The organism is Arthrobacter sp. NicSoilC5, assembly GCF_019977395.1.
Classification (GTDB): domain Bacteria; phylum Actinomycetota; class Actinomycetes; order Actinomycetales; family Micrococcaceae; genus Arthrobacter.
Map to the genome: position 1 here is coordinate 351,196 of NZ_AP024660.1, position 20,975 is coordinate 372,170.

The following is a 20,975-nucleotide window of genomic DNA, read 5'->3' on the forward strand; positions in this document are numbered from 1 at the left end:
CTCCTTTGAGATCGGTTGCATTTATACGATTAGCAGTGAGATCGGTTGCTGAGATCGGTTGCAATAAATGTAGGGGCGGAAAAAGGCGGTGTCAAGGAAAACTTTGACCGTGTAGATTCGCGGCCCCAATTTGGTGATGATGCGCGATGCAGGATCCCGATCACCCTCGAATCTTTGACCGGGGGGCGATGTGTCCTTGATGTGCCGCAAGGACCAGACCAGGGCGATCAGACGGTCGACGCGGTCGCTAGTTGCGGCAGCGACACGTGAGCCGCAAGGACAGTAGCAATGTCGAGCGCGGCGGGGTTGGATGTGGCGCTTGAGGAAGCGATTGCGTGTGTGATGGCCTGCGCCTTGGCCATTGAATAGGCGTGATGGTTACACCGATCAGTGCCGGCAGCTACATAGTGCGCGCCCACCCCGCAGTCCCGTACGGACTGATCCGCCAGCGGTATGAGTAACCACAGTTAGTAACAGAACGGACGAGGTACTTCCCACGCTTCAGAAGTAGAAGCCGATAATGGACGTTTTGTAAGGCTGGCCGGGTAGGGGTGTTTCGATGCGAGGTCCCGTTCGGTGGCGGGGACGGCTCGGTGAGTAGGGTGGATGGGTGGACTTCGCTCGCGTACTGGCCGACGGCGTTGTGCTGCGTCCGGTCCAACGTTCCGATGCAGTGGCTCTGGCAGCGGCATTCCAGGCGAACCGTGTTCATCTGGCCCCGTGGGAGCCGGTTCGGTCTGAGGAGTTTTACACTGCCCTGGGCCAGCGGGCCGCAATTGCCCGTCGGCTCGAGGACCTCGACTCCGGAACTGCGCTTCCGTTGGTGCTGGTAGATGATGAAAACGTTGTCGGCCTGCTGACTCTGCGTTCGATCGTGCGCGGCGCCTTCCAGAACGCCCACGTAGGGTACTGGATTGATAGGAGGGCTCAGGGTGCTGGGCTCATGACCGCAGCGGTCGGCGCCGCGGTTGGCATCGCCAGGGACGATTTGGGCCTGCATCGGCTAGAGGCCGCGACCCTTGTGCACAACACAGCTTCCCAGCGGGTTCTGGAAAAGAACGGCTTCGAATCCTACGGCACGGCCCGCGCCTATCTGCAGATCGCCGGCCAGTGGCAGGACCATCGGATGTTCCAGCGCATCCTCTGATCACTCAGTTCTGCGGGGGACCAGGAAAGGTCGAAGGCTTACATAGCGGGATCGCGCTACAGCCAGCTGAAGCGGTCACGGCAGAAGCTGCGCGCATAACAGGGCAAGAACCTGCAGACTTCCATGTTGAGGTCAGGCACTGACCGCTGGCCCATCCGCCGGGAATCTGATGGTTTGGGCTGCAGCGGGGCCGGATCCAGACGTGCTGAGACCGGGAGCCAGCCCCGCCTCCCCACGCGGTGCACACCACGGAGCGAACCCACAGCTTTCGCTCCGAACAAGGACAAGACGCGCACCGCTGCAAACTATCCGGCAAACACCGGCTCCGCACCAAGGAAACTGCGGCCACATGACGAAAATCCCTGACACAAATCACCCGGGAACCGGAAGGCTTCCGTTCGCACGGAACGCCGATAGCGGCTGTTCTGTAAGGCTGAAGTTCGATGGCAGGGGAGTGGCAAGGGTCTCCGGACGCGAATGATGGGGTCTGAAAGGATGACTTGTATGGAGAACGCTTCTGCCGGGATGGCTGAGAAGCCAGAGTCAATGCTGGAGATCCGTGTCGAGTTGACCGACGTCGAGCCAAAGATCTGGCGCCAGCTGGAGGTGCACAGCTCCTTGACTCTGGATGTGGTCCACCGGGTCCTACAAACCGCCTTTGGCTGGGAGGACATGCACCTGCACCGATTTGTAGCCGTTGACCCCTTCGCGCCGTTAGGGCCGGTGGATGGTGACATCCCGGAGACTCTGCAATGGCTTCCCAGGCAGGACTGCGCCGAACCGGGCGACAGGCCAGAGGAAGTCCTAGCCCTTGCCCAACTGCTGGCGCTTGGCGGTGGAGGGGCCTGTTATGAATACGACTTCGGCGACAGCTGGCTGCACCGGCTGGAGCTGGTGACACAGCGCCCCGCAACCGACGGCACTCCGCCGGCCCGGGTACTCGACGGTGCCCGACGAGGCCCGCTGGAAGACTCCGGAGGATTCGCAGGATACGAAGAACTCCTCGAGGCCCTGGCCGATCCGGCCCATCCAGACCACGCAGAGCACACCGAATGGGTCGCAGAGATCACCGGCACGGACGAGCCCTTTGACCCGGCGTTCCTGGACATCCAGGCCGTGAATCACGCGCTGGCTGCCCAGGTTCACACATGCAACTAGCGCGGAAGGCCCCACCATGACGCCCGTGCGATATCTTCCGGTGGTTCTTCCTCGGCCTCTGGACAATGTCCGATAACCGGTGTTCGAGGAGCCGGCAGCTCAGGAAAGCCGAGGAAGTTCACCCGTAGGCTAGTGAGGTGAGGGTAGCGAAAACGGACGCCATCGCCGGCGTGCCGGCAGAGCTGGCACGCGCCATCGTCCGCCGGTTCAGCGGCATGGAACTGACCACCCTGGCTGTGGCCGACCTGCTCGACGGCACCGGGCATGAACCCGGGACGGTGCTGGCCCAACTGGAAGCTGACGGATACATGGAGAAAGTCGAAACCGACGCCGCCGGGGAGACCTGGTGGGACACCACCATCCAGGGCAACGCCCTGGCCATGGCCAGCTTTGGGAAACCCATCAGCAGAAAAGACCGCCGACCGGCTGGTCACAGGCGTGCTGGACCGGGCACGGGCCTACAACGCCGACCCGGCCAAGCCCCTGTTCATTGACAAGCTGCGGGTGTTCGGCAGCTACATCAACCCTGAGATTGATCCGCTGGGCGACGTCGACCTGGAACTCAGCTACGGCCGCAGGACCACCAACCCGCAACTCGTGGCGGACTACGCCAAGGCCAGCGGGCGGTCCTTCAATACCTATGTGGACCGGCTGCTGTGGCCATATACCGAACTCGTCCAGCACCTGAAGCAACGTTCGGCGTTCATTAACATCACAACCGAGGACATCGCCAGGCTCACCGACCGGTCCGCAACCATCTACAGCATCGACCAAGACCTGCAGGCCGTCCCGCCGCCGGCCGACAGGACCCTCGTCGGCAGGTGAAAACGGCTGTCCGTTGTCAGTGAATCTGGCAGTGCTGACGTGGTTAAATGCCAGTTCTCCTGACAGGGATCCGGGGTTTTGGCTCACTAGATCTGGCAGTTCCGTAGGTGCGTCCTGAAAACGCGAGCCGAATCCCTTTGGCTCACCGGCAAAGGCCTAGGAGTACCCAGGAAAGTCACGCTGCCACCCCCGCTGACAAGATCGTCCAAAACCCGTGGGCTGCCGTGTCTTCTGACAAAACTGCCAACTCAACTGACAGCGGACAACGGCCCCTTTTCGGGCTGCTCCCCCGGCTACTTCCAAACGCCGATAATGGGTTGCCCAGCTTTTGGCGCACCGCTTACCCACCATATTTCCGTTTTCCGCTGGCATGATGATCCGATGAGCGCATCCATTTCAGTCCCGTACGCAGAGTCTCGGACAGGGGAGTGGCAAGGAGTTCGAAATAAATTCATGCCCTCTATGCCCGAGCATGATGTTCTCCGGGCGATGCACTGGTCCCGCCGTGCGCTTGGTGAGGCGTGGGGGCGCTGCGCCGGCAACCAAGCGGATGCACACGCTACTTGGACGGCAGCTGTAGAAGGAGTCTGGTGGGCCCTGGCACTAGACGAGGAACTCTGCGCCCGGATGCCAGTGATCTACCCGGAAGCCCGATCCCAGGACCCTTATGGCCAGACAGTGAGCGGCCTTCGGTGGCTGCGTAACCGGCATGCCCACGAGATTCTAGTCACGGGGCAGGGAGGGCCGAAAAAGGACTTCTACGGCAAGCCTGGGGATGGATACATGTTCTATATCAGCCCATCGAACCGATGGAAAAAGCGTGACGACGTATCCCCCCGTCGCGAAGAAGTGACGAAAGCAGCCGAAACAGCTCAGGAGCGATACGACGGCTACGTGGCCGGCTGGCCGCTGGATACGACACTTTCGCGAGCCTGCATCTGGTTCGACAGGGTGTTCAGCGCCTGTAATTACCCGCCGCTTGACGAGTCGGGCGACAAGACCGTCCTCTGACCGCCGGCGGTTCCCCTCACATTAGGGCCCCACCTCCGAAAAAGTGGGGCGCTAAAGCTTCTGGCATCTAGTGCGAGATCAGGGCCAAGACCGCGCCCAATAACTGAATCGAGCTTCCCGTTACGACCAGTGCCGCTACGCCTCGCTGGTCCTTGAGTAGTTGCGGCACCGCCAGCGATCGCTGCATGCCTGGATAGAGCGGTCCGTCGTTTGAATACTTCGGATTGTTGGGGCTGAAGCCAACGAGAAGCCACACTGCAGCCGTTACGCTAATCGCCCCGCCAACCATAGCCGCCCATAGACCTAGCGTTTCCAATTTGCCCCCACCTTTTGTCGATTACTGCCCCAGCTTACGGCTCGCAATGCAGGGGAATTTGACCGATAATCCGCCCCGGCTAAACCATCTTGCCCCTGAGGTCCGGTGATACTTCACGATCCCGAAGTAGTCCAGGCAGTTCAGCGTCAGTTTGCGCTTGGCCATGTTCGCTGGGATGGCCATCTTCGGCATGCGGAGCGTGGCCGGCCCCTTTCGTCGGGTGCCCTCGGAAGCACCAGACATTACTGTTCCGCCAGACGGCGCAGTTCGTTGACCACCGAGACGGCTGGCGAGTAGCCGCCAGCCCGCTGAAGCAAGAAGTCCCTCGCCGCTGCCGTCCTGTCAGCAACCAAACGGGCCTCCATCCACGCCCTGGTCAGGCGCAGTTCCGCAGCGAGCTCATCCATCTGGCCTGTGAGCCTCGAATATGCGGCCTGCGAGTTGTCTCGCACCAGACGGCTGGCTTCCTTCAGTACCTGGTCCCGTATGTAGGCGCCATCGTCGGACTGCAGCATCGGCTCCAGGACGTTTTTGCCAATGGAAGCTCGGGCCTGAAGGGTCCCGGCCCGGTAGCCAGGATCTCTTTCGACCTGCTCGGCGAGATGTGTGATGCGGATCAGTACAGCCCTGTACTCATCAGCCCGTTGGGCATCCCGGTCTTCGGACCAGCCGTCGCGCAACCCTTCGAGCTCCTGCTTCCAGGCCGGCACAGCAAGGAAAATGTACGTCGCCCCGCCGCCAACCCCCACCACGAAAACCCCGTCGATCTGCCCGGCACGTTCCTCCCATAATCCCAGGAGCTCAGCGGGTGGTTCCGGCGGCGCCTCGGAGAAGAAGTCTTTCTCACCCCAGCTCTCGATCAGTTCCGCCGTGTCGAGCCTAGAAACGGTCAGGCTCACAAATGGTACGAATGACTGCTGGGCGACGTCGAGCACTTCATCGGCTGAGGTCATCCCGTACCGGAAAATGACATCCGGCTTCTTGGGAAACTCTGCCTCCAACAACCGCAGGTTGCGTTTTTCGGCACCCGCCCGAAATTGCTGCACCAGTTCGTCAAAATCTTCCACTTTCGCAACATATCGGACGGCACGCTTGCCTGCCGCAGTGCCCACGCGTCCCGGTGCAGTTAGCGCATTGATTCTGGGAAAACCGGCACCGCGGGAAAGTCAGGATGCGGTGGACGGGAGATGACGTGCCTTCCATTACATGCGCGTTTCCCTCATCTAATGAGGGCCGAAATGAAACGCCGATAACGGAGCTTTCGTAAAGCTGGGGGTCGCGCTGGCGCAGTGTCCAACCAGTCCGGTGGGGTCAGATTTCCTAGCCTTAGTGTTCGCTAATCGAAGGGCAGTGCTTTGTAGGCGGTGTTTTTGTTCATGTTCCAGCCGGCGACGAGGCCGGAGCCAATCATTTGGTCGCTGAGGCGGGCGAGGCGGTAGGCGGGGTCGGTTTCGAGGGCGAGTTGGAGGAATTGGTGGGCCTTGCTTCCTCTGCCTTCCCACCAGTTGATGTAGCCGATGGTCGTGAGGACCGGGGCGGCATGTTCAGGGCTGGTGCGGGTGTATGCGTGCAGGAGGAGCTGTTGCGCCCACTCGATGCGCGACCACTTCGGCGTGCCCTCGGTTTGTGCGAAGAGGATCCGTGTCATGGGCTCCTCGAGGCCTGGGATGTCGGCGATAAGCCAGTCGCGGATGGCAGGGAACTGAAGGTTGGCCACCAGGGCGTGGCAATCGTCGTCGCTCGGAAAAGACGCTGTATCGAGCATCCCAGCCCACAGGTCCCGGGCTGTCTGTGTGGCGACGCCGGTTGGGAGGGACCGGATGGTGTCCATGTGGTGTTCGACTGCGGCCGCTTTAGCAAGTGCCCGGGTGGAGGCTGGGAGGGTGACCTGGTTGGTGGGTTGGACGTTGCTGCCACGGTAGATGAATTCTGCGTTGATTGCGCTGGTCTGCGTGGAGCTGACGGGCAGGGCGAGTTCGTGGCCGGGTTCGCCGTCGTAGGGGGAGAAGGTCTGGTCGCCGACGAAGAGGCCGTCGCGGATGGTGATGCCTTGTTCGGCGAGGACGCCGGTGAGCGCGGCGATGGTGCTGGCGTGGGGTTTGGGTTTTCCGGGCTGGCAGGGTTCGCTGGTGTAGACGGCGAACAGTAGGGACGTGGCGTTGGTGTCGGACGTGAGGTAGTGCGCGACAGTCCGGGCGTAGGAGAGTTCCTGCCCGGGTTGGCGGGGGAGGTCGATCCGCAACGTGGCGCCAACGCTGTTCTCATTCAGCGTGATGCAGACCAGGCTTTCCTGTGGCCAGAAGCCGAGAGTGTGGCCGATGAAGCTGAGGACATCCGGGGGTGTCTTGATGGTGAGCTTTTCCATGATCCCTGTTTCCTGTTCCTGGTCGACCTTGTTCTGCGGTTGTTGGTGGTGGGCGTCGTTCTGGTAGGGGACCATCCGCTGGGGTAGGGGCCGGAGTGCAACTTGGGAGACCGGCGTCGGGGCCGAAAACTTCGCCCGGGAACAACGCGTCCCCTGTGGGGTTGGTGAAGTTTTCGGTTTCGGTGCCGGCGCGGTAGCGCCCTGGTTGCGCGGAGGACCCGCCCAGCGATCATGGGACATTCCAGAATGACGAGCAGCGATACGGCTTTCACTCGTTCATAGGGGCCAGGTGGCCGGGCGGCATGACTTCCGACGAAGGCGTGACACGCGGCGAAATGTCCGGTCGGTTGTCGGTGCCCGGGGAGGACTATGAGGGTATGACGGTTCCGACGGTGGAGGCGGCCATCCATGAATTGATGGATCTCGCCTGGAATGTTGTCTACGACCTGCTCTCGGAGCGGGGACTGCTCGGCGACGGTTTCTTCGTCGAGGAGTACACCGGGATCCACTCCTGGCTCGACGGCACCGACCGTTATACGGTGGTCCACTCCGCGGGGGTGGCGGTCCTGTTCGCCGGCACACGACCGCTGGATGCGATTGTGTTCCATCACGAGTTGCTGGGCGCCGACGATCCGAAGAGTTTCTTAACGGCCGCTGTGGTGTAACCGGTGAGCCAGCACACTACGAGGCGCGGCTCGGGCCGAAGCCTGGTGTCAGCTTTCTGGGCGCATGGCCTCGATGTCGATGTCGAGTGCGATCTTTTGGTCCGGGGTGAGGGGCTGGACTGCCGTTTCGTAGAGCGTGATGCCTGGTGCCCATTTGTTCCATTGGCCGTCGCTGCGCAGTGTTCCAGGGTTTGCGGATTGCTGCGGCGGTGAGTATTGCGGTAACGACGACGTCGTAGGGCTTCCGGTCGGTTGTGCAGAACCAGGCAGGCGTTGCACGGGCGAAACCAGCGAGACCGAGGACGGTGAAGGTCGCGTAGGCTTCGCCGGCTGCGGCGAAGCCGTTCAGCCTGATGCCGTGGGTTTCGCTGAGGATGGGCAGGCCCTCACCGCGGGGTCCGCAGATCGTCACGCCGGATGCGTCGATGATCTTTCTGTCGTCGGCGACGACTACCGGCGTGGCGGTCAGGCCACGGTAGTAGTGGGTGTAACCCATGCCCTCTCCTTCAATCGGGACTTTTGCGATCATGCCTCGAAGGAGAAGGGCCAGCCCTCAGGATTAGGATCGAGGACGCTGGGCTTTCTGTGGTGGGTATCCGGGAGGGGCGGCTTGAGGGTGTGTACTTTGTACACACGCTTTGGTGTCGGACTGGGTCCAACTGCTTCGGACTGCCCCGGTTTCGGCATGTTTTCGCGGGTTCCCAGTGTTTTCAAGGGCAGGAATGCGGTTCGAGTCCCACCTCGGGCACTGTGTTTCCGCAGATCAAGGGCCTGTTTGAAAGTTGAGTGTTGACAAAGCTTGACTTTTCAGGGTTTGTCGTTTCCCTCAGGCTCCGGCTCTCTGGCAGTGACCTCTAGATTGCGCAGCATCCTCTGCACCTATCGGACTAGATGATCGTTTCTGGGCTCACCCGGATCCCTGGCCGCGTGAGAGCCGAAACGTACTGCGGCGTCCGCGGGCCGGCGGCCCGCTCGCGAACGGCCAGGGAGCGGGCCATCATGCAGGTGAGCCGGAGGCACGGCTACAACCTGAACCAGGAGTACACCTGCGTCATCCTGCCGCCCGATGAGGACGATGACTAAAAAACCGGCCGCCGCTGGGGTGACCGGTGTAGCTCCGACATCGCTTTTCAGGAGCTGAGTATGCGGTGCCCCGGTGTAAAGGGCACGGACGCTTGTATTTTTGATCCGGGTTAGGTACGTCGATGCGATTGTCGATGTGTACATATTCCCAAAGATAACCGGCAATTGGAACTGTAATTTATGACCATTGAAACAAAGTCATAAGAGGAATACAGTCTATATACAACAAAAGAACCAGATTCGCCCTGGCTCTTTCTCTCACGGTAGCAGAAAGCAGCCTCACGCTCAATGGCCATTTCTGTTGTCAGGTATTGTCCGCCAGTAAAAGGCACCGGCACCGAGCGAGGAAGCGTACATTTATAGGTTGATATGGGGAGTGGCGGAATAGGTAAGACGCTACAAAGCTAGTGAATGGAACACAGCAGGAGTGGGAGCGTAAAAAGGTTTCCATCGCTTAGACCACATGCAGGGTGACTATACGAGTGGCGAGTAAGGGTGCATTGACCGCCCTGAAGGAAAGCAATATCTCGTCTCGGCAAATCCTCGCCTCCCCATACCAGCCTATAAACCAAGCGCATAACGGTATCCGCATCAGGCTGGACTCCAGGCCGACTACCGCTCGATCCAAGAGAGTCAGATTCACTTGGACGAGTACCATGCGAACGCTAGAGGGTAGCTAACAAGGGGGCGCTGAAGCATAGCTTTCAGCCAGGGAAATATGTATCTTGAGAGCCCCCTAAGCGAAGCGCTTATAGGGGTAAGGGGTCGTTCAGAGGAGTTCGATGTCAGCACGGCTAGCTCACGTCCCGCCCGTCGAATCGGTGAAGTTCCTACCAGGTGAATCGGTTAATCAAGGCCTATGAAACCAGCCACGTCAGCGTCCAGGTCGTCACGACGGTTGTGCCAGACAAACGCACTCAGTCGGGGTCAAGGGTTTACTACGAAGCATTCATCACTTACCCGGCTTAGGGTAATGCGGAATTTCCTCCAACTCTCCGTTATGCCACCGCTTCCAACGGACGCCTGCTGTATCGGTGAACGTGGCATACGCGCCGCCCATCTGCTGCTCAAACTCCAAAAAGCTCTCGCTCTCACCCGCAAGGACGGACGTATACAGCTGCTGCTTACCGTCTCTGCCGTTACCTTTTTGGGTCGTAACTAGCGCCACGTTGAAAATCGCCAGCGTCCCGTCGTTCCGAACCTGGATGTTGAGACGCTCCTCTGGCTCATATCGTGGGTCCACTCTCAAAGGGAGGTACCTGGTAATGTTGACGGTCACCGTTTCCGCTTGCTGGCGCCGCCGCTTTACATCTTCAGCGTGTTTGTCACTTACTTGGCGGAAATAGGTCAGCGCAGCTATCAACGCTGCAGCCCCCGTGACAATCGCGCTAGCCATAGAGCCGATTCCGCTTAGCCAGGCCGCTGGCCCCTCTGGAGGTGTTGCTGTAGTGGGCGCCCCCGGGGTGGCAGATTCACCGTTTACCACTAAGGTCACCCAAACTATCGCCGTCACAGCACCTACTAGCAGAACGATCAGCAAAATGGTCTGAAGGCTAGGAATCCTGATAGTCCTATTCGCCGTTCCGTCCCACATCTCGCGCAGGGCACTGCGGCTAGGTAACCGTCTGGCCAAACGAATCTCTTTTCACTATTTCTTCCTAATCCATCGTCCAAGGAAAGCTGTCGCCGCTCTTTAGTTCGGTCAACTTCCCCGACCCATCTCTCTTCCAGGCAACGCCCGCACTATCCACGAATTTCACGAATGGCATAAAGTCCGAGGTCGACATCTTGAAAGAGGCTTCCTCTGTCGGCGCGAGCACCGCGCGGACTTCCTTTCGGCGTGAATCGACTGGGCCGGCGTACAACAGGACGTTGTAAACGGGCAAGGGACTGTTGTTGCTGACGAAATACACGATCCCGCGTTTGAGTTCGCCTATGTCGGTCCACTCCATCCACGGCCGATTTCCTACCGTCACACCGCTAGCTTGGGCGCGATGCTTGTCCTTCACCTGCTGCCGCAGCGTTACTGCGCCGACCCAGAGGGCACCGACGGTTCCAACGGCTGCTGCTGCGTCGGAGATGGCGCTGACCCAGTCAGTTACGTCAGAAATGGTTAATTCCTGTTACCCGTTGACAGCGGCTCTTCTACTAACCGTCCGTCGGCATAGCGTTTCCACTCAGCCCCCGCAGCGTCGCGGAACTCCACGAAGCTGGCTTCCTCGGTACTATCGACTGGCAGCGATTCGTCGTAAAGACCTCTTGGTCCAGTCAGGACCGGATGAAGGTAGTGTCGTTGCTTGTGCTGGCCCTCCGCATTGACGCCCACCATGTTCATACAAAAGATGGGAAGCGAACTATCGTTTCTCACGACAAACTCCCAAGTGGTGTGGGCGGCGGGCCTGGTCATTACCAGAGTCACGGCAGAGGCCTGGGCTCGGCGTTTCTCGACCAGTTCTTCATGGCGATCCTGACGTTGCTTCTCGTAGGTTCGAGCCGCGTACACGAGTGCTCCGCCGGTTAGCAGGGCTCCCACGGCAGTGGCGACGGCACCCCAAAATGTCGCTATCGCGCTCAGCCAGTCCGCGGCGCTCGGCGGCGTCTCAGACGTTGGGCCTTGGAGTAGGACTGAGCCGCACACAACGATGGCTGCGAGCCCCAGCGGGAGGGCGATCGCGGCAAAGGTGACGGTCAGAGTCCTCTTGCTACCGGACTGTGGAGCCATGCCCATCATTCTTCAGAAATACGGTCCACATAGTGCTGTTCGGCTGCTGGATGGAAGAGCAAGCAAATTGCATGGGGATGGTGTTGCCCGCCGGAGCATCGGTGTAACCCCCGGTGGTGTCATAGCTGCCGTCTGAGGCCTTGTACGTGGACTTGGTCTTGCCGGCCTGGATTGTGGCCGTGGGGTGGGTTTTCAGGAGCTTCTGCTCGCAGACGTAATTCGCAGTCTTGGCGTCCTCAGCCCGCTGGTCTGCCAGAGCCTTCTCACCCGCCGCGGCAATGGCCGCCATCTTGGATTCTTCGGCGATCGCGCTGGCCTTGGCGTCCGCCTCCTGGCCCGCCCTGATCGCCTGGGAGCTGACTGCGATGGCGATGATGGCCAGCAGGACGACGATGGCCGCGCCGATGATGATGAGCAGCTTGTTGCGGCTGGCCGGCGGCTTTACTTCAGGCGCAGTTTCAGTGGACATAGGACTTCTTTCGGTGCGGAGCGGCCGGGGAGTAAGGGCCGGCTGTGTTCCCCCAGCACTGCACCTTCAGATGAAGAGTATCCGCAGGAGCCGACAACAACCAACTAAGACACAAAAAGCCCCGACAAAAACAAGGCGCGTTTGGGTCGGGGCTATGTTTTGAATTATAACGCCTGTAGAAAAGGGGTGCAATATCACTATTGCATTTCCAAAGTGCTTGGCGCATAATAAGGTCACATAAACAAGGCGCAAATAAATGTCCAAACTTCCCCGTTATATCAATTCCCCTTCCTGGCGCCGTGCCGGAAATGAAGTAATCAACTGGTTAGCCGGAGCGGCTTATATCGCTACGTTCTTCCTTGCCCTCATCTTCCTGGGCCTCGCCCTCACGGGAGGTGCGCGATGAACCTCATAGATAAGGTCTGGGTCACTAAGCTCAAGTTCAACATGGGCCTACTTCCACGTAATGACTACATCGATCTCTTGAACCTGTACTACGCCAAGGCGGTGCAGTCGGAGAGCAAATAGATGCCTACCCAGAAGGAACGCATCCTTGATCTGCTGGAAGAGCGCGGTCAGCAAGGTGTCCTGAATATCGAGCTAAACGAAATCTGCTTCCGCTACGGTGGCCGGCTTCATGAGCTCCGCCAAGAGGGCTATCGCATTCGTACAACACAGGTGAAAGGCCCGGTCTTCCGGTTCACTCTGCTAGACCCAGGCGAACCGCAGTACCAGGACTTCCTAGAGGCCGCTGCATGAACGGAATCACACTCTGCTGCTACTGCAAGCAGCCCCGGCAGTTCTCGCTCGACCTCCACGGCTGCCCCGAATCCCTAGTCGCCATGAAGCGCCTCGACGCAGTCATAGAAGTCATCATCGGCATCCAGCTCGACCGGAAGCCCAAACTCATAACTAAATAGGAACCATCGGGACTGCCCCGGCTTTTGTTGACTCGGGGTCTTAGGCCGCTATGAGCTCGGTCCGGTTGATTGTTTCATATTCGATGGGCGTGAGCTTTCCCAGCCGTCTTTGCCGTCGCCGGCGGTGGTAAGTCCGCTCGATCCACGTTGTGATGGACAGCCGGAGGTCCCGCCTGGTGAGCCACCGCTGACGGTCCAAAACGTTCTTCTGCAGCAGCGAGAAGAACGATTCCATAGCGGCGTTATCCGCACACGCACCGACCCTGCCCATCGACCCCGTGAGGCCGTGGTGGCGGAGCGTTTCGACGAAGCGGCGGGACCGGAACTGGGACCCGCGATCGGAGTGCACCACTGTCCCCGCCGGGCGGCGTGCCCGTACGGCGTTCTCCAGCGCTGCCACCGCCAACGAGGACTTCATTCGCGAGTCCATCGAGTAGCCCACGATCCTTCCGGAATAGACGTCTTTCACCGCGCAGAGATAGAGCTTCCCCTCGGTGGTTGGGTGTTCGGTGATGTCCGTCAGCCACAGCTCATTCGGAGCCACGGCGGTGAAGTCCCGCTCCACCAGGTCGTCATGAACCGGCGGCCCGGGCTTCCGGTTCAGGCCCCGCTTCTTGGAGAACACCGACCAGATGCCGTGGTCCCTGCACAGCCGCTGGACCCTGTTCTCACCCGCCTTAATGCCCTTCTCCGGGAGCTCGTCGGCGATGAAACGGTACCCGAATGCGGGATCGTCGGCGTGGATGTCCAAGGCGGCGTTGACCAGGTGCGCGTCGACCCAGTCCCGTTCCGTCACCGGACTGGCCTTCCACCGGTAATAGCCTTGCTTGCTGAACTTCAACACCCTGCAGGTCACCGCCACGGGAACACCGCCGGCGGCAAGATCCGTGACCAGCGGGTACGTCATTTTGGGTTGATGTCCCTGGCCAGATAGGCAGCCGCCCGGCGGAGAATCTCGTTCTCCTGCTCCAACAGGCGGTTGCGTTTCTTCAGCTCCCGCATCTCAGCCGACTCAGCGGCCGCCGGGCCAGCCCCGGAATCTTTACGCTCAGAGATGGCAATCCATCGCTTCAGCGTGGTGATCGAAAGCCCGAAATCCTTCGCAATCTGCGCCAGAGGCGCCTCACCCTTGCGGGCCACATCAATAACATCCTGGCGGAACTCCGCCCCATAAGGCGTGGGCATGGTCAACATCCTTCCACGAGCACAAGCTCGCTAGGTCAAGGAGTCAACAAAACCGGGGGCAGTCCCATCCAATGCAAGACACCATTACGCCACTCGTTTCGAAAGTAGCTGAACTAAAAGCCCAACTGGCCCCGCTTGAGGCCCAGATGAAGCCGCTAGTCGAAGAGCTGGAAATAACCAAGATCGCCCTCATGCAGGCCATGCAGCAGTCCAAGAGCAAGCGCACCGAAGCGGTCGACGGCTACTACGTCGTCAGGGCCGAGCGGAAGAGCTTCAACATCACTGACCCGTCTGCCGTTGATGAATGGCTGGGGGACAACGGCTTCGACCTAGGTGAGTACTATAAGCTCGACAGCGCCCGCGTGAAAGCCGCCGCCGAAAGCGCCTCAAAAACGACGGTGAACTGATCCCCGGAGTAGAGGTGAACAGCACCGAGTATCTGACTGTGAAGGCGGCATAGCCATGGCAAAGCTCATACTCGACGCAAAAGAAGTCAGAAAGGCCTTGCTCGATTACGTCATCACAAACTATCGGGACTCTCTCGGCCTCAACTACACGGAGGCCACATCCTCAAATGCCCATGACCTGATTGAGTGGACGGATTACCGGCTCCAGGTGACCGAGGAACTCGTGTTCAGCCGGAAGGAGGTGGAAAGTGAATAATCATTCGGAGCAGCTCAACGATCTAGCCAAGGCCCTAGTAGCGGCGCAGGGCGAGTTTCCTACCGTCGCCAAAGACAGCAATAACCCGTTCTTTAAGTCCAAGTACGCTGCCCTGCCTGAAGTTATGAAAGCCGCTGGCCCCGTTCTGACCAAGCACGGTTTAGCCGTCAGCCAGTTCGTGACACACGAGGGAAGCGAGAGCCAGCTTCAGACTTACCTGCTTCACGAGAGCGGGCAGTTCATCACCCACGCCATGCCCCTGCTCCTGACCAAGCAGGACGCCCAGGGCCAGGGGAGCGCCATCACCTACGCCCGCCGCTACAGCTATATGGCTGTCTTGGGACTGGTAGCCGATGAGGACGACGACGGCAACGCTGCCAGCCGCCTACAGACAAAGCCGCCGCTCGTCATCATGCCCGCTCCAGCTCATATGTCCGAAAAGCCAGTAGTAACAGATAATCCTGCCGCCACAATCACCGCCGACCAGGCTAAAGAGCTGATGCAGATAGCCAAGATGAAAGGCCACACCGACCGGGCTAATGCTGTCGCCTTCCTGAATGAAGCCACCGGCCTCTCAGACTTCACCGATATGCCTGCCGACGAGTTCGACCTGTACAAGAAGCGGGTGACGACTGCCGGCTGGGGCAAGGCTGATAACTAGGTGCCGTTCTAATGAAGCCGGAAATCGAACTCCTAGTAGCCGAGTTGACCCTATTCAACTCGATGTTCGCCGACGGCCGCATCGGCTCGATGACCCTCGACGAGCTGGCCGACCTGAGCGTGAAGATCAGCGCCTACAAAGTCTTCCTAGGGGAGCACGTGGCCGCCCTGGAACGGGACGCCGACCTGGCCGAAGCTCACTATGAGCTAGTGCGGGAGCAAGCGTATAGGGACACCCGCAAATCAGGCGCGACCGGAGCCGACAGCGACAATGCCAAGCGCATCCAGTCCGCAATTGAAAAAGAAGCTTGGATTGATGCTAAGTACCAGTTCAAGGTCGTATCCAACCTCTGGCGGGACACCAGCTCCCTACTCGACACGCTCCGTAGCCGGTTGAGCTACGAGAAGATCGAGCTGGGGGAGGCCAAACGATGAGCTGTCGCCACCTTTGGATCGTCCTTTTGAACTTCCAGCAGTGGAACGAGCACCGGCTTTGCATGAACTGTGGGGAGCGGATTCTGCGGGCAAAACTAAACAAGAGGGAAAAGTAGATGTCAGTCGACCTGGCGCAGCTAAAGCGCATCCGGGACCTAGAGAAAGACACAGACCAAGGGAGCGTCGCACTCAAGTCCATCAAGGAACGGCGCACCGACCTCATTACCGCCATGGATGAGTTCGCCGAGCTGGAGCAAGCCCAGGCAGCTGTCAGGGCCGCGAGCGTCCGGCTCAAGTTGGCCATCCGGTCCAATGCTGAACTCACTGCACTGGAAGAACTGCGGGAGGACGAAGCCTGGCACCTGCATGACCTGAAGCACTAGCTCAGTCTGAACCTCATCGCCTACCGGGAGGATACCGCCCGCGACGTAGTGCAGGACTCTGACGGCCGCAACCGGAAGATCGAGCTGACAGCCAAGCTATCCAGGGCCAACAAGCGGGTACTCGACCAGACCAAGATGTCGTTCAGCCAGCACTTCGGGAATCGGATAGCGATACCGGAAGCGCCGGCGGCGAAGCAATTACTGATAACGGAGAACCTATGAATGGAGAAGCTAGTAGTCACTCTCGAAACATCGCGGCGGCTTAAGGCTGCGGGGTTCCCCGGCGAGGGCACGTTCTGGTGGCTGAAGGAGCCGCACCGGCCCTGGGCCGTCGGCATTACGAAGTTCGGTGCCAGCAACCGCGTAGCCGACCCCACCGCCCAAGAGATAGCCGACCGGCTTGACTGGCGATTGCCTCTCCGCAGCGGAGGCGACTCAGAACGCTCCCTGCACGGCGGTAAGGCTGAGGGCGGTTGGTTTTTCTACTACGGACAGCCGTGGCCCCTGATTGCCAGTGGCGACACCATGGCGGAAGCCCTCGCCCAACTATGGCTCACACTAAACGAATCTAAGGAGACCAAATAGATGCCAGGAACAGCTATCGGCGGTAAAAAAGCCGCTGCAAGCAATAAGCAAAGATACGGCGCCGACTTTTACCGGCAGATTGGCCGAGCCGGCGGTAAGAAGAGCAAAGGCGGTGGCTTCGCCTTCGACCACGAGCGCGCGGTCTACTGGGGGGAGCGTCGGCGGGAAGGCCTCCCGGAAGAGTAAGGCGGCCTAAGACTAGCCGCTATCGGCTACCGCAAAGAGGAGGCGATGACGGGGAAGCACTCGCCCGCCTTTGTCTCTAATCCACCGGGCACCTGAGTTATCACGAAAAGTCACCAGTGGGGCTTCGTCAAATTGAGCATTGAGCGTGAAAGCTTTTTCCGGCAGCAGAATATCGTATTCTGCTGCAAGCCATCTGCGTGATCCGTCCTGATGACGAGCGTATAACCTTATGTCGTATATAGGCTCCTCGCTAAGGTTCTGCACGATGTAACGTGTACTCATATCGAAGCTCACATTGCCATCAGCATCGGTAGAAGCGGGGATGCCGAACTCCTCGGTGATGTAAACCACCTTCCGAGCCTGCGATAACTTCCTTACTTTGGCATCCCGATTAATCACTATGGCTGTGGCGACGAAAGCCGCCGTAGTGCCGAGCCCGCCAACCCAGTCAGCGACGGTGCCCCAGGTGTCAGGGTTGAAGTCCACTAGAGTCACTCCCTAGGTCTAGGCGAATAAGTCTTTCTAGCTCGATGGACTTTTGGTCAAAGGTGACGTCGAGGTGAATTTCCTTCATTAAGTCCTTAGCCTTGGCCGCGTTGATCAGGTCATAGGCGAGCCCGATCGTGTCCAGTGCGCATTTCTGGACGTGTTCTGGTGCGAAGAGTTCCATATGGAGAGTTTCAAGCGCGTTACTGCGTTCTTGGACGACACTGTCGATCTCGTCCTTTAGATTGCCGACCTTGATGTCGTGGGCTGAGCCCACTAGGACACGCAATTGCAGGAGGAAGTTCACGTACGCATCTACCTTGCGATCCCTTAGCCACTTCTCGTGCTCGGAGGCTCGGTCCCGCTGCCATTGCTCGTGCTGGGCTGATCGATCACGATTCCATTGGTCTTTTGAGGCTTCAATAGTCGCCTGAGTGTTCTTGCGGTTGTAGCCACCTGCTATAAGGGCACCCCCCAAGCCGGCTATGACAGCTCCCATGAGGGTGCCAATCAGCCGTATCGTCTCCTGATCCATTAGGACAGTTTGTCAGACCACACGCCGCTCTTCTTGCTGCGGCGTATAGCGTAGATGGTGATGAAGCATCCAAGTCCGAAGAGCAACCAACCAAAAGCTCCAAGTTTGGAAAGTTCCTCTGGCACGCCTGTTAGAACGATCCCGGACATGATTGGCAGCAGACCGATGGAATCAATCACCACCGATTCTTGCTCTTTTGCCTTCAACTCTGACTGAAGGGCTATCAGGGCAGTACGAGTTTCCTCACTGATGCCTTGCAAGTGGCGGATAACATTTTCATTATTCTGGATGAACCCCTCGAAGCGCTGCTCAAGACGTTGCAGCTCTTCACGAATCCACTTGTGCTTCTCATCCGCCGTTCCGTCGGCCGGCCAAGGGTTGCTAACAAAGACCGAGGGCGTGCCCATTGTTGCTCTCGTCGTCCCAGCACCACCAAGTTGTACGTTTGCGGACCTGTGCTTTCGGGTTATCCAGAGATACAGTTTCTTCAATTCATCCCAGTTGCGCTTAGCCGCATCAAGGAACCTGCCGTATCCATGCCGAATCACGTGCGGAACGGCTAGGCCGGCTCCGATGATCGCCATGAGCACTCCGCCCCACTTGTTGAATCCTTCAAGTAGAGGTGCGTTGTTCCAAAAGGCGTCGAGGAGAAACTGTCCGACAGTTACCTGGTCCATGTGCTCAAGGCTACAAGAGGGGACCGACAAAATCTGTTCGGGTGGGTGGACATAAAAGAGCCAGCTTGCACCGCCTCGGCTGTCAAGGCTTCACGGCTAAATTATGTTCTAATATGCATGGCATAATTATCATCCCCAAAATCTTGTCAAGGTTTAGGTTCGATACAGCCCGACCGCCGCGCCGTTAAATCGACATTGGACGACCCGAACAAGCATGGCGAAAAATTATCGAAATTGAAATCTGTCAACTACCGGCAGTGTGGAAAAGAGTATTGCAATTGTAAAGTGCTTGGCGCATAATCTAGGGCACATAAACAAGGCGTCAAAATCATGCAGCAACAATTGCTGACCGAAACCGACCCGCTAACTGCGCTTTACATTACGAAGCGTATGTTGAAGGAAGTCCGAAAGAACAAACCAACCCGGCCATATCATGCAGCCCGCACTTGTAAATCGAACGGGTGTGTCTGGCATAAGCGGAGAACGGCGAAATGATAAGTCCGCGCGCGCTCCTAATCTCCGGCCTCATCGCCATCGCCGTCACAACTTTCGCCGGTGCCGGTATGTCATCCAGCGAACTCGACCTGCCCGGGCTGAACCAGCGCATCGACAACATCGACGCCCGCACTACCAACAACGAGCAGGACATCCAGGCGCTCCAGGCGTCCACCAGCACCACGCCGGCCCCGCACGTTGATGTCCCGGTAGCGCCCAGCTCGACCACGACTACGACAACCACCACCACCTCGACAGCTTCCGCTCCGGCGGATCCAGCGACAGGGGAGTGCCGGTGATGGAATCCCTAGTAGTCACCCTTGAAACAGCTAAGAAGCTAAAGGCGGCAGGGTTCTGGCAGCAAGCCCAGTACCACTGGCACACTGATGAAGACGGACTTGTGGAATTGAAGCAGGGCAATGGCTTCACGGGCCAAGGCCTCAAGCGCCACGACAGCTTCTCTGCCCCTAGCGCTCAAGAGATTATCGATCAACTGCCGCAGTTCATGAACCACGAGGGCCGGGAGCTTCGTCTTGAAATATCTCCGTCAGGCTTTCGTCCAGGAAAGTACCGAAGTCCATGGCTCGCTTACTTCGATAACAAGACTAGCGACTACATTCCGCACCTCGCCAGCGCTCCGAATATCGCTGAAGCCCTCGCGCTGCTGTGGATTGATTTGCAGGAAGCGAAGTTGTGGGGGAGTACGCCGACATCCAACTTCTACCCGGCCAGGTGGTCTACAACGACCCTGACGGCTTACTCCAGGCACAAAAAGAGGAGCAGCCGAAGAAGACTGCTCCCCGTATGGGGAAGATGGATTCACTTTCAGACCTGCCGGGCTTCAATGTGGTGAAACGATGAGCAAGAACTGCAAGCACAACTTATGCAACATGGGACGGTATAAAGGCTGTTGGTACAAGGCAACGGGCTGGCTTTAGCTCACCGCCGCACCAGCCCAAGCGCCAAGCCAACCAGTACAAGTACCAGAACCACCGTCACCGCCGACAACATAAGGGCATAGACGGGCGTACCTGAAGCCGCCGCCACACCAGCGGAAGCAATCAGGCCCACAATGAGCCCGATGAGCAGGCCCCGCTTATCCTGAGCATTCAGATTCATCACGCACACCTCATCACGTAATACCGAGGATAGACCCGCAAGACATCTGGGCAGTAGCCGTTGACTGCGATGTAGAACGACACCGCACCCAGGAGTGCAGCAGCAGCCGGACAAAGTACGCCATCGGTCTGGATGCAGATGACCGCCGCTACGCCGGCCGCCGCCCCGGAGGTCACAGCCCCCTGGTCAGTCCGGTTGAGGTCGATGTAGTAACCCAGGATCGGTTCGAGGAAGTCACTGCCGACAGCCACGGTGGGAGCCATCGAAGCAGGAGCCGGGGCCGCATTAGCGCTGACGCCGGTGGCAAATATCAAAGAAAGTGCCGCCACTAGCGACACGAGCATTTTTCGCATATTCCGAGCGTGGCACCAGCCAACATTCAGGGGCAATTAAGAAAATCAGGGCCAGAACCTGGAGTAAGTTCTGACCCTGATTCGTGAATTAGGCGGAGGTGAGAGCCGCCTATCATGGAGGGAGCCGGCGCCAGCCCTATGTCCCCCCATATGTGGCTGGTGCCGGTTTAGTGGGCGGCCTGGTACTTTTCCAAGATGTCCTGCTGGATACGGCCGCGGGCGTTCACCTTGAAGCCGTTGTCCAAGGCCCACATCCTGACGGCGTGAGTATCCGTCTTTGACGTGCTGGCCTTACGACCAGCCGGGCGACCGCGACCACCGGATGTTTTACGACCGGCATTGGTAAAGCGTTCCAGAGCTGAGCGAAGTTCACTCGCGTGGTCGTTATTCAAATCGATTTCGTATTCAGTGCCATCAAGGGCAAAAGATACCGTCTCCGCGCCTTCTGAGCCGTCGAGGTCATCTTCGAGGATTGTCACAGTGCGTTTCATAGTAAGCAAGCTTACTCCAATTATGCCGGAGAGATGATCGG

General features: G+C 58.9%; 32 protein-coding genes. 18 read left to right on the plus strand and 14 right to left on the minus strand.

Translation table 11 applies throughout. The features are described 5' to 3' along the window. The first annotated feature begins 610 nt into the window (after positions 1-610). From LDO22_RS01565 to LDO22_RS01585, 5 genes are all read left to right on the plus strand, one after another. Positions 611-1,147 carry a GNAT family N-acetyltransferase gene (locus LDO22_RS01565; RefSeq protein WP_224025824.1) on the plus strand — a complete coding sequence of 179 codons (537 nt, stop codon included), beginning with the start codon at positions 611-613 and terminating at the stop codon, positions 1,145-1,147. Positions 1,148-1,651: 504 nt separating this feature from the next. After that, positions 1,652-2,305 (plus strand): plasmid pRiA4b ORF-3 family protein, encoded by a 654-nt coding sequence (locus LDO22_RS01570; RefSeq protein ID WP_224025825.1) that lies wholly within the window; start codon positions 1,652-1,654, stop codon positions 2,303-2,305. Between the two features lie 137 nt (positions 2,306-2,442). After that, entirely contained in the window at positions 2,443-2,799 is a 357-nt protein-coding gene (locus LDO22_RS01575; protein ID WP_224025826.1) for a hypothetical protein, read from the plus strand. After that, a complete protein-coding gene (locus tag LDO22_RS01580) occupies positions 2,744-3,130 on the plus strand; it encodes a hypothetical protein (RefSeq protein ID WP_224025827.1) in 387 nt (128 codons plus the stop codon). Before LDO22_RS01575 ends, LDO22_RS01580 begins: the two co-directional genes overlap by 56 nt. 627 nt (positions 3,131-3,757) lie before the next feature. Continuing rightward, a complete protein-coding gene (locus LDO22_RS01585; protein WP_224025828.1) occupies positions 3,758-4,141 on the plus strand; it encodes a hypothetical protein in 384 nt (127 codons plus the stop codon). A gap of 558 nt (positions 4,142-4,699) precedes the next feature. On the opposite strand, the gene LDO22_RS01590 is transcribed toward LDO22_RS01585, so the two are convergent. Beyond that, the gene (locus LDO22_RS01590; protein WP_224025829.1) at positions 4,700-5,524 is read right to left on the minus strand and encodes a hypothetical protein; all 825 of its coding nucleotides are present in this window, start codon (positions 5,522-5,524) and stop codon (positions 4,700-4,702) included. A 269-nt stretch (positions 5,525-5,793) separates the two neighbouring features. After that, complete coding sequence (locus tag LDO22_RS01595) at positions 5,794-6,897, minus strand: DUF4192 domain-containing protein (RefSeq protein WP_224025830.1); 1,104 nt, start codon at positions 6,895-6,897, stop codon at positions 5,794-5,796. A 227-nt stretch (positions 6,898-7,124) separates the two neighbouring features. Here LDO22_RS01595 and LDO22_RS01600 point away from each other — a divergent pair, with 227 nt between their 5' ends. Further along, the gene (locus LDO22_RS01600) at positions 7,125-7,487 is read left to right on the plus strand and encodes a hypothetical protein (protein WP_224025831.1); all 363 of its coding nucleotides are present in this window, start codon (positions 7,125-7,127) and stop codon (positions 7,485-7,487) included. A gap of 16 nt (positions 7,488-7,503) precedes the next feature. Here the strand turns inward: LDO22_RS01600 and LDO22_RS01605 are convergent, their stop codons facing one another. Next, positions 7,504-8,016 carry a hypothetical protein gene (locus tag LDO22_RS01605; protein ID WP_224025832.1) on the minus strand — a complete coding sequence of 171 codons (513 nt, stop codon included), beginning with the start codon at positions 8,014-8,016 and terminating at the stop codon, positions 7,504-7,506. Between the two features lie 398 nt (positions 8,017-8,414). On the opposite strand from LDO22_RS01605, the gene LDO22_RS01610 reads away from it, so the two are divergent. Beyond that, positions 8,415-8,570 (plus strand): hypothetical protein, encoded by a 156-nt coding sequence (locus LDO22_RS01610; protein ID WP_224025833.1) that lies wholly within the window; start codon positions 8,415-8,417, stop codon positions 8,568-8,570. 952 nt (positions 8,571-9,522) lie between these two features. Here the strand turns inward: LDO22_RS01610 and LDO22_RS01615 are convergent. The 4 genes from LDO22_RS01615 to LDO22_RS01630 form a co-directional block, all read right to left on the minus strand. Then, complete coding sequence (locus tag LDO22_RS01615; RefSeq protein WP_224025834.1) at positions 9,523-9,966, minus strand: hypothetical protein; 444 nt, start codon at positions 9,964-9,966, stop codon at positions 9,523-9,525. A gap of 262 nt (positions 9,967-10,228) precedes the next feature. After that, the gene (locus LDO22_RS01620; protein ID WP_224025835.1) at positions 10,229-10,522 is read right to left on the minus strand and encodes a hypothetical protein; all 294 of its coding nucleotides are present in this window, start codon (positions 10,520-10,522) and stop codon (positions 10,229-10,231) included. 161 nt (positions 10,523-10,683) lie between these two features. Beyond that, positions 10,684-11,292: a hypothetical protein gene (locus tag LDO22_RS01625; RefSeq protein ID WP_224025836.1), complete on the minus strand. Its 609-nt coding sequence runs from the start codon at positions 11,290-11,292 to the stop codon at positions 10,684-10,686. After that, a complete protein-coding gene (locus LDO22_RS01630; protein WP_224025837.1) occupies positions 11,273-11,761 on the minus strand; it encodes a hypothetical protein in 489 nt (162 codons plus the stop codon). The genes LDO22_RS01625 and LDO22_RS01630 overlap by 20 nt, the downstream gene beginning before the upstream one ends. Positions 11,762-12,289: 528 nt before the next feature. On the opposite strand from LDO22_RS01630, the gene LDO22_RS01635 reads away from it, so the two are divergent. Then, positions 12,290-12,520 (plus strand): helix-turn-helix domain-containing protein, encoded by a 231-nt coding sequence (locus LDO22_RS01635; RefSeq protein ID WP_224025838.1) that lies wholly within the window; start codon positions 12,290-12,292, stop codon positions 12,518-12,520. Then, positions 12,517-12,681, plus strand: a complete 165-nt coding sequence (locus tag LDO22_RS01640; RefSeq protein WP_224025839.1) for a hypothetical protein — start codon at positions 12,517-12,519, stop codon at positions 12,679-12,681. Before LDO22_RS01635 ends, LDO22_RS01640 begins: the two co-directional genes overlap by 4 nt. Before the next feature lie 40 nt (positions 12,682-12,721). Here LDO22_RS01640 and LDO22_RS01645 read toward each other — a convergent pair. After that, positions 12,722-13,866, minus strand: a protein-coding gene (locus LDO22_RS01645) for an IS3 family transposase (protein ID WP_224025840.1) whose coding sequence is annotated in 2 segments (ribosomal slippage) — positions 12,722-13,590 and positions 13,590-13,866 — 1,146 coding nt in all. Because the reading frame shifts where the segments join, the coding sequence is not laid out codon by codon here. A gap of 71 nt (positions 13,867-13,937) precedes the next feature. Between LDO22_RS01645 and LDO22_RS01650 the strand changes: the two genes are divergently transcribed. From LDO22_RS01650 to LDO22_RS01680, 7 genes are all read left to right on the plus strand, one after another. Further along, positions 13,938-14,273 (plus strand): hypothetical protein, encoded by a 336-nt coding sequence (locus LDO22_RS01650; protein ID WP_224025841.1) that lies wholly within the window; start codon positions 13,938-13,940, stop codon positions 14,271-14,273. Between the two features lie 55 nt (positions 14,274-14,328). Continuing rightward, complete coding sequence (locus tag LDO22_RS01655) at positions 14,329-14,529, plus strand: hypothetical protein (RefSeq protein ID WP_224025842.1); 201 nt, start codon at positions 14,329-14,331, stop codon at positions 14,527-14,529. Beyond that, on the plus strand, positions 14,522-15,190 hold the full coding sequence (locus LDO22_RS01660; protein WP_224025843.1) for an ERF family protein: 669 nt from the start codon (positions 14,522-14,524) through the stop codon (positions 15,188-15,190). Before LDO22_RS01655 ends, LDO22_RS01660 begins: the two co-directional genes overlap by 8 nt. An 11-nt stretch (positions 15,191-15,201) precedes the next feature. After that, on the plus strand, positions 15,202-15,624 hold the full coding sequence (locus tag LDO22_RS01665) for a hypothetical protein (RefSeq protein ID WP_224025844.1): 423 nt from the start codon (positions 15,202-15,204) through the stop codon (positions 15,622-15,624). 116 nt (positions 15,625-15,740) lie between these two features. Continuing rightward, a complete protein-coding gene (locus LDO22_RS01670) occupies positions 15,741-16,007 on the plus strand; it encodes a hypothetical protein (RefSeq protein ID WP_224025845.1) in 267 nt (88 codons plus the stop codon). Positions 16,008-16,229: 222 nt separating this feature from the next. Beyond that, positions 16,230-16,592, plus strand: a complete 363-nt coding sequence (locus LDO22_RS01675; RefSeq protein ID WP_224025846.1) for a hypothetical protein — start codon at positions 16,230-16,232, stop codon at positions 16,590-16,592. Further along, on the plus strand, positions 16,593-16,778 hold the full coding sequence (locus tag LDO22_RS01680) for a hypothetical protein (RefSeq protein ID WP_224025847.1): 186 nt from the start codon (positions 16,593-16,595) through the stop codon (positions 16,776-16,778). It abuts the gene before it with no gap. A gap of 12 nt (positions 16,779-16,790) precedes the next feature. On the opposite strand, the gene LDO22_RS01685 is transcribed toward LDO22_RS01680, so the two are convergent. The 3 genes from LDO22_RS01685 to LDO22_RS01695 are packed head-to-tail and all read right to left on the minus strand — an operon-like array spanning position 16,791 to position 18,476. Beyond that, positions 16,791-17,264, minus strand: coding sequence for a hypothetical protein (locus LDO22_RS01685; RefSeq protein WP_224025848.1), 474 nt, complete (start codon positions 17,262-17,264; stop codon positions 16,791-16,793). Continuing rightward, positions 17,248-17,799, minus strand: a complete 552-nt coding sequence (locus LDO22_RS01690) for a hypothetical protein (protein WP_224025849.1) — start codon at positions 17,797-17,799, stop codon at positions 17,248-17,250. The genes LDO22_RS01685 and LDO22_RS01690 overlap by 17 nt, the downstream gene beginning before the upstream one ends. Continuing rightward, positions 17,799-18,476 carry a hypothetical protein gene (locus LDO22_RS01695; protein WP_224025850.1) on the minus strand — a complete coding sequence of 226 codons (678 nt, stop codon included), beginning with the start codon at positions 18,474-18,476 and terminating at the stop codon, positions 17,799-17,801. The genes LDO22_RS01690 and LDO22_RS01695 overlap by 1 nt, the downstream gene beginning before the upstream one ends. Positions 18,477-18,967: 491 nt before the next feature. On the opposite strand from LDO22_RS01695, the gene LDO22_RS01700 reads away from it, so the two are divergent. Together LDO22_RS01700 and LDO22_RS01705 are read left to right on the plus strand one after the other, a co-directional pair. Next, positions 18,968-19,270, plus strand: coding sequence for a hypothetical protein (locus LDO22_RS01700; protein WP_224025851.1), 303 nt, complete (start codon positions 18,968-18,970; stop codon positions 19,268-19,270). Then, positions 19,270-19,824, plus strand: a complete 555-nt coding sequence (locus LDO22_RS01705; RefSeq protein ID WP_224025852.1) for a hypothetical protein — start codon at positions 19,270-19,272, stop codon at positions 19,822-19,824. Before LDO22_RS01700 ends, LDO22_RS01705 begins: the two co-directional genes overlap by 1 nt. A gap of 86 nt (positions 19,825-19,910) precedes the next feature. On the opposite strand, the gene LDO22_RS01710 is transcribed toward LDO22_RS01705, so the two are convergent. The 3 genes from LDO22_RS01710 to LDO22_RS01720 form a co-directional block, all read right to left on the minus strand. After that, on the minus strand, positions 19,911-20,090 hold the full coding sequence (locus LDO22_RS01710) for a hypothetical protein (protein WP_224025853.1): 180 nt from the start codon (positions 20,088-20,090) through the stop codon (positions 19,911-19,913). Then, positions 20,090-20,443 (minus strand): hypothetical protein, encoded by a 354-nt coding sequence (locus tag LDO22_RS01715; protein WP_224025854.1) that lies wholly within the window; start codon positions 20,441-20,443, stop codon positions 20,090-20,092. The genes LDO22_RS01710 and LDO22_RS01715 overlap by 1 nt, the downstream gene beginning before the upstream one ends. A 167-nt stretch (positions 20,444-20,610) precedes the next feature. Beyond that, a complete protein-coding gene (locus LDO22_RS01720) occupies positions 20,611-20,934 on the minus strand; it encodes an Lsr2 family protein (protein ID WP_224025855.1) in 324 nt (107 codons plus the stop codon). Positions 20,935-20,975 lie beyond the last annotated feature (41 nt).

What these genes read in the sequence shown, in the direction of transcription:
- LDO22_RS01570 (WP_224025825.1), top strand. Translation starts at nt 1,652, where the DNA reads ATGGAGAACGCTTCTGCCGGGATGGCTGAGAAGCCAGAGTCAATGCTG.
- LDO22_RS01585 (WP_224025828.1), top strand. Translation starts at nt 3,758, where the DNA reads ATGCCAGTGATCTACCCGGAAGCCCGATCCCAGGACCCTTATGGCCAG.
- LDO22_RS01595 (WP_224025830.1), bottom strand. Translation starts at nt 6,897, where the DNA reads ATGGTCCCCTACCAGAACGACGCCCACCACCAACAACCGCAGAACAAG.
- LDO22_RS01600 (WP_224025831.1), top strand. Translation starts at nt 7,125, where the DNA reads ATGACTTCCGACGAAGGCGTGACACGCGGCGAAATGTCCGGTCGGTTG.
- LDO22_RS01605 (WP_224025832.1), bottom strand. Translation starts at nt 8,016, where the DNA reads ATGATCGCAAAAGTCCCGATTGAAGGAGAGGGCATGGGTTACACCCAC.
- LDO22_RS01615 (WP_224025834.1), bottom strand. Translation starts at nt 9,966, where the DNA reads ATGGCTAGCGCGATTGTCACGGGGGCTGCAGCGTTGATAGCTGCGCTG.
- LDO22_RS01620 (WP_224025835.1), bottom strand. Translation starts at nt 10,522, where the DNA reads ATGGAGTGGACCGACATAGGCGAACTCAAACGCGGGATCGTGTATTTC.
- LDO22_RS01625 (WP_224025836.1), bottom strand. Translation starts at nt 11,292, where the DNA reads ATGGCTCCACAGTCCGGTAGCAAGAGGACTCTGACCGTCACCTTTGCC.
- LDO22_RS01630 (WP_224025837.1), bottom strand. Translation starts at nt 11,761, where the DNA reads ATGTCCACTGAAACTGCGCCTGAAGTAAAGCCGCCGGCCAGCCGCAAC.
- LDO22_RS01635 (WP_224025838.1), top strand. Translation starts at nt 12,290, where the DNA reads ATGCCTACCCAGAAGGAACGCATCCTTGATCTGCTGGAAGAGCGCGGT.
- LDO22_RS01640 (WP_224025839.1), top strand. Translation starts at nt 12,517, where the DNA reads ATGAACGGAATCACACTCTGCTGCTACTGCAAGCAGCCCCGGCAGTTC.
- LDO22_RS01650 (WP_224025841.1), top strand. Translation starts at nt 13,938, where the DNA reads ATGCAAGACACCATTACGCCACTCGTTTCGAAAGTAGCTGAACTAAAA.
- LDO22_RS01655 (WP_224025842.1), top strand. Translation starts at nt 14,329, where the DNA reads ATGGCAAAGCTCATACTCGACGCAAAAGAAGTCAGAAAGGCCTTGCTC.
- LDO22_RS01665 (WP_224025844.1), top strand. Translation starts at nt 15,202, where the DNA reads ATGAAGCCGGAAATCGAACTCCTAGTAGCCGAGTTGACCCTATTCAAC.
- LDO22_RS01670 (WP_224025845.1), top strand. Translation starts at nt 15,741, where the DNA reads ATGTCAGTCGACCTGGCGCAGCTAAAGCGCATCCGGGACCTAGAGAAA.
- LDO22_RS01675 (WP_224025846.1), top strand. Translation starts at nt 16,230, where the DNA reads ATGGAGAAGCTAGTAGTCACTCTCGAAACATCGCGGCGGCTTAAGGCT.
- LDO22_RS01680 (WP_224025847.1), top strand. Translation starts at nt 16,593, where the DNA reads ATGCCAGGAACAGCTATCGGCGGTAAAAAAGCCGCTGCAAGCAATAAG.
- LDO22_RS01690 (WP_224025849.1), bottom strand. Translation starts at nt 17,799, where the DNA reads ATGGATCAGGAGACGATACGGCTGATTGGCACCCTCATGGGAGCTGTC.
- LDO22_RS01695 (WP_224025850.1), bottom strand. Translation starts at nt 18,476, where the DNA reads ATGGACCAGGTAACTGTCGGACAGTTTCTCCTCGACGCCTTTTGGAAC.
- LDO22_RS01700 (WP_224025851.1), top strand. Translation starts at nt 18,968, where the DNA reads ATGATAAGTCCGCGCGCGCTCCTAATCTCCGGCCTCATCGCCATCGCC.
- LDO22_RS01705 (WP_224025852.1), top strand. Translation starts at nt 19,270, where the DNA reads ATGGAATCCCTAGTAGTCACCCTTGAAACAGCTAAGAAGCTAAAGGCG.
- LDO22_RS01710 (WP_224025853.1), bottom strand. Translation starts at nt 20,090, where the DNA reads ATGAATCTGAATGCTCAGGATAAGCGGGGCCTGCTCATCGGGCTCATT.
- LDO22_RS01715 (WP_224025854.1), bottom strand. Translation starts at nt 20,443, where the DNA reads ATGCGAAAAATGCTCGTGTCGCTAGTGGCGGCACTTTCTTTGATATTT.
- LDO22_RS01720 (WP_224025855.1), bottom strand. Translation starts at nt 20,934, where the DNA reads ATGAAACGCACTGTGACAATCCTCGAAGATGACCTCGACGGCTCAGAA.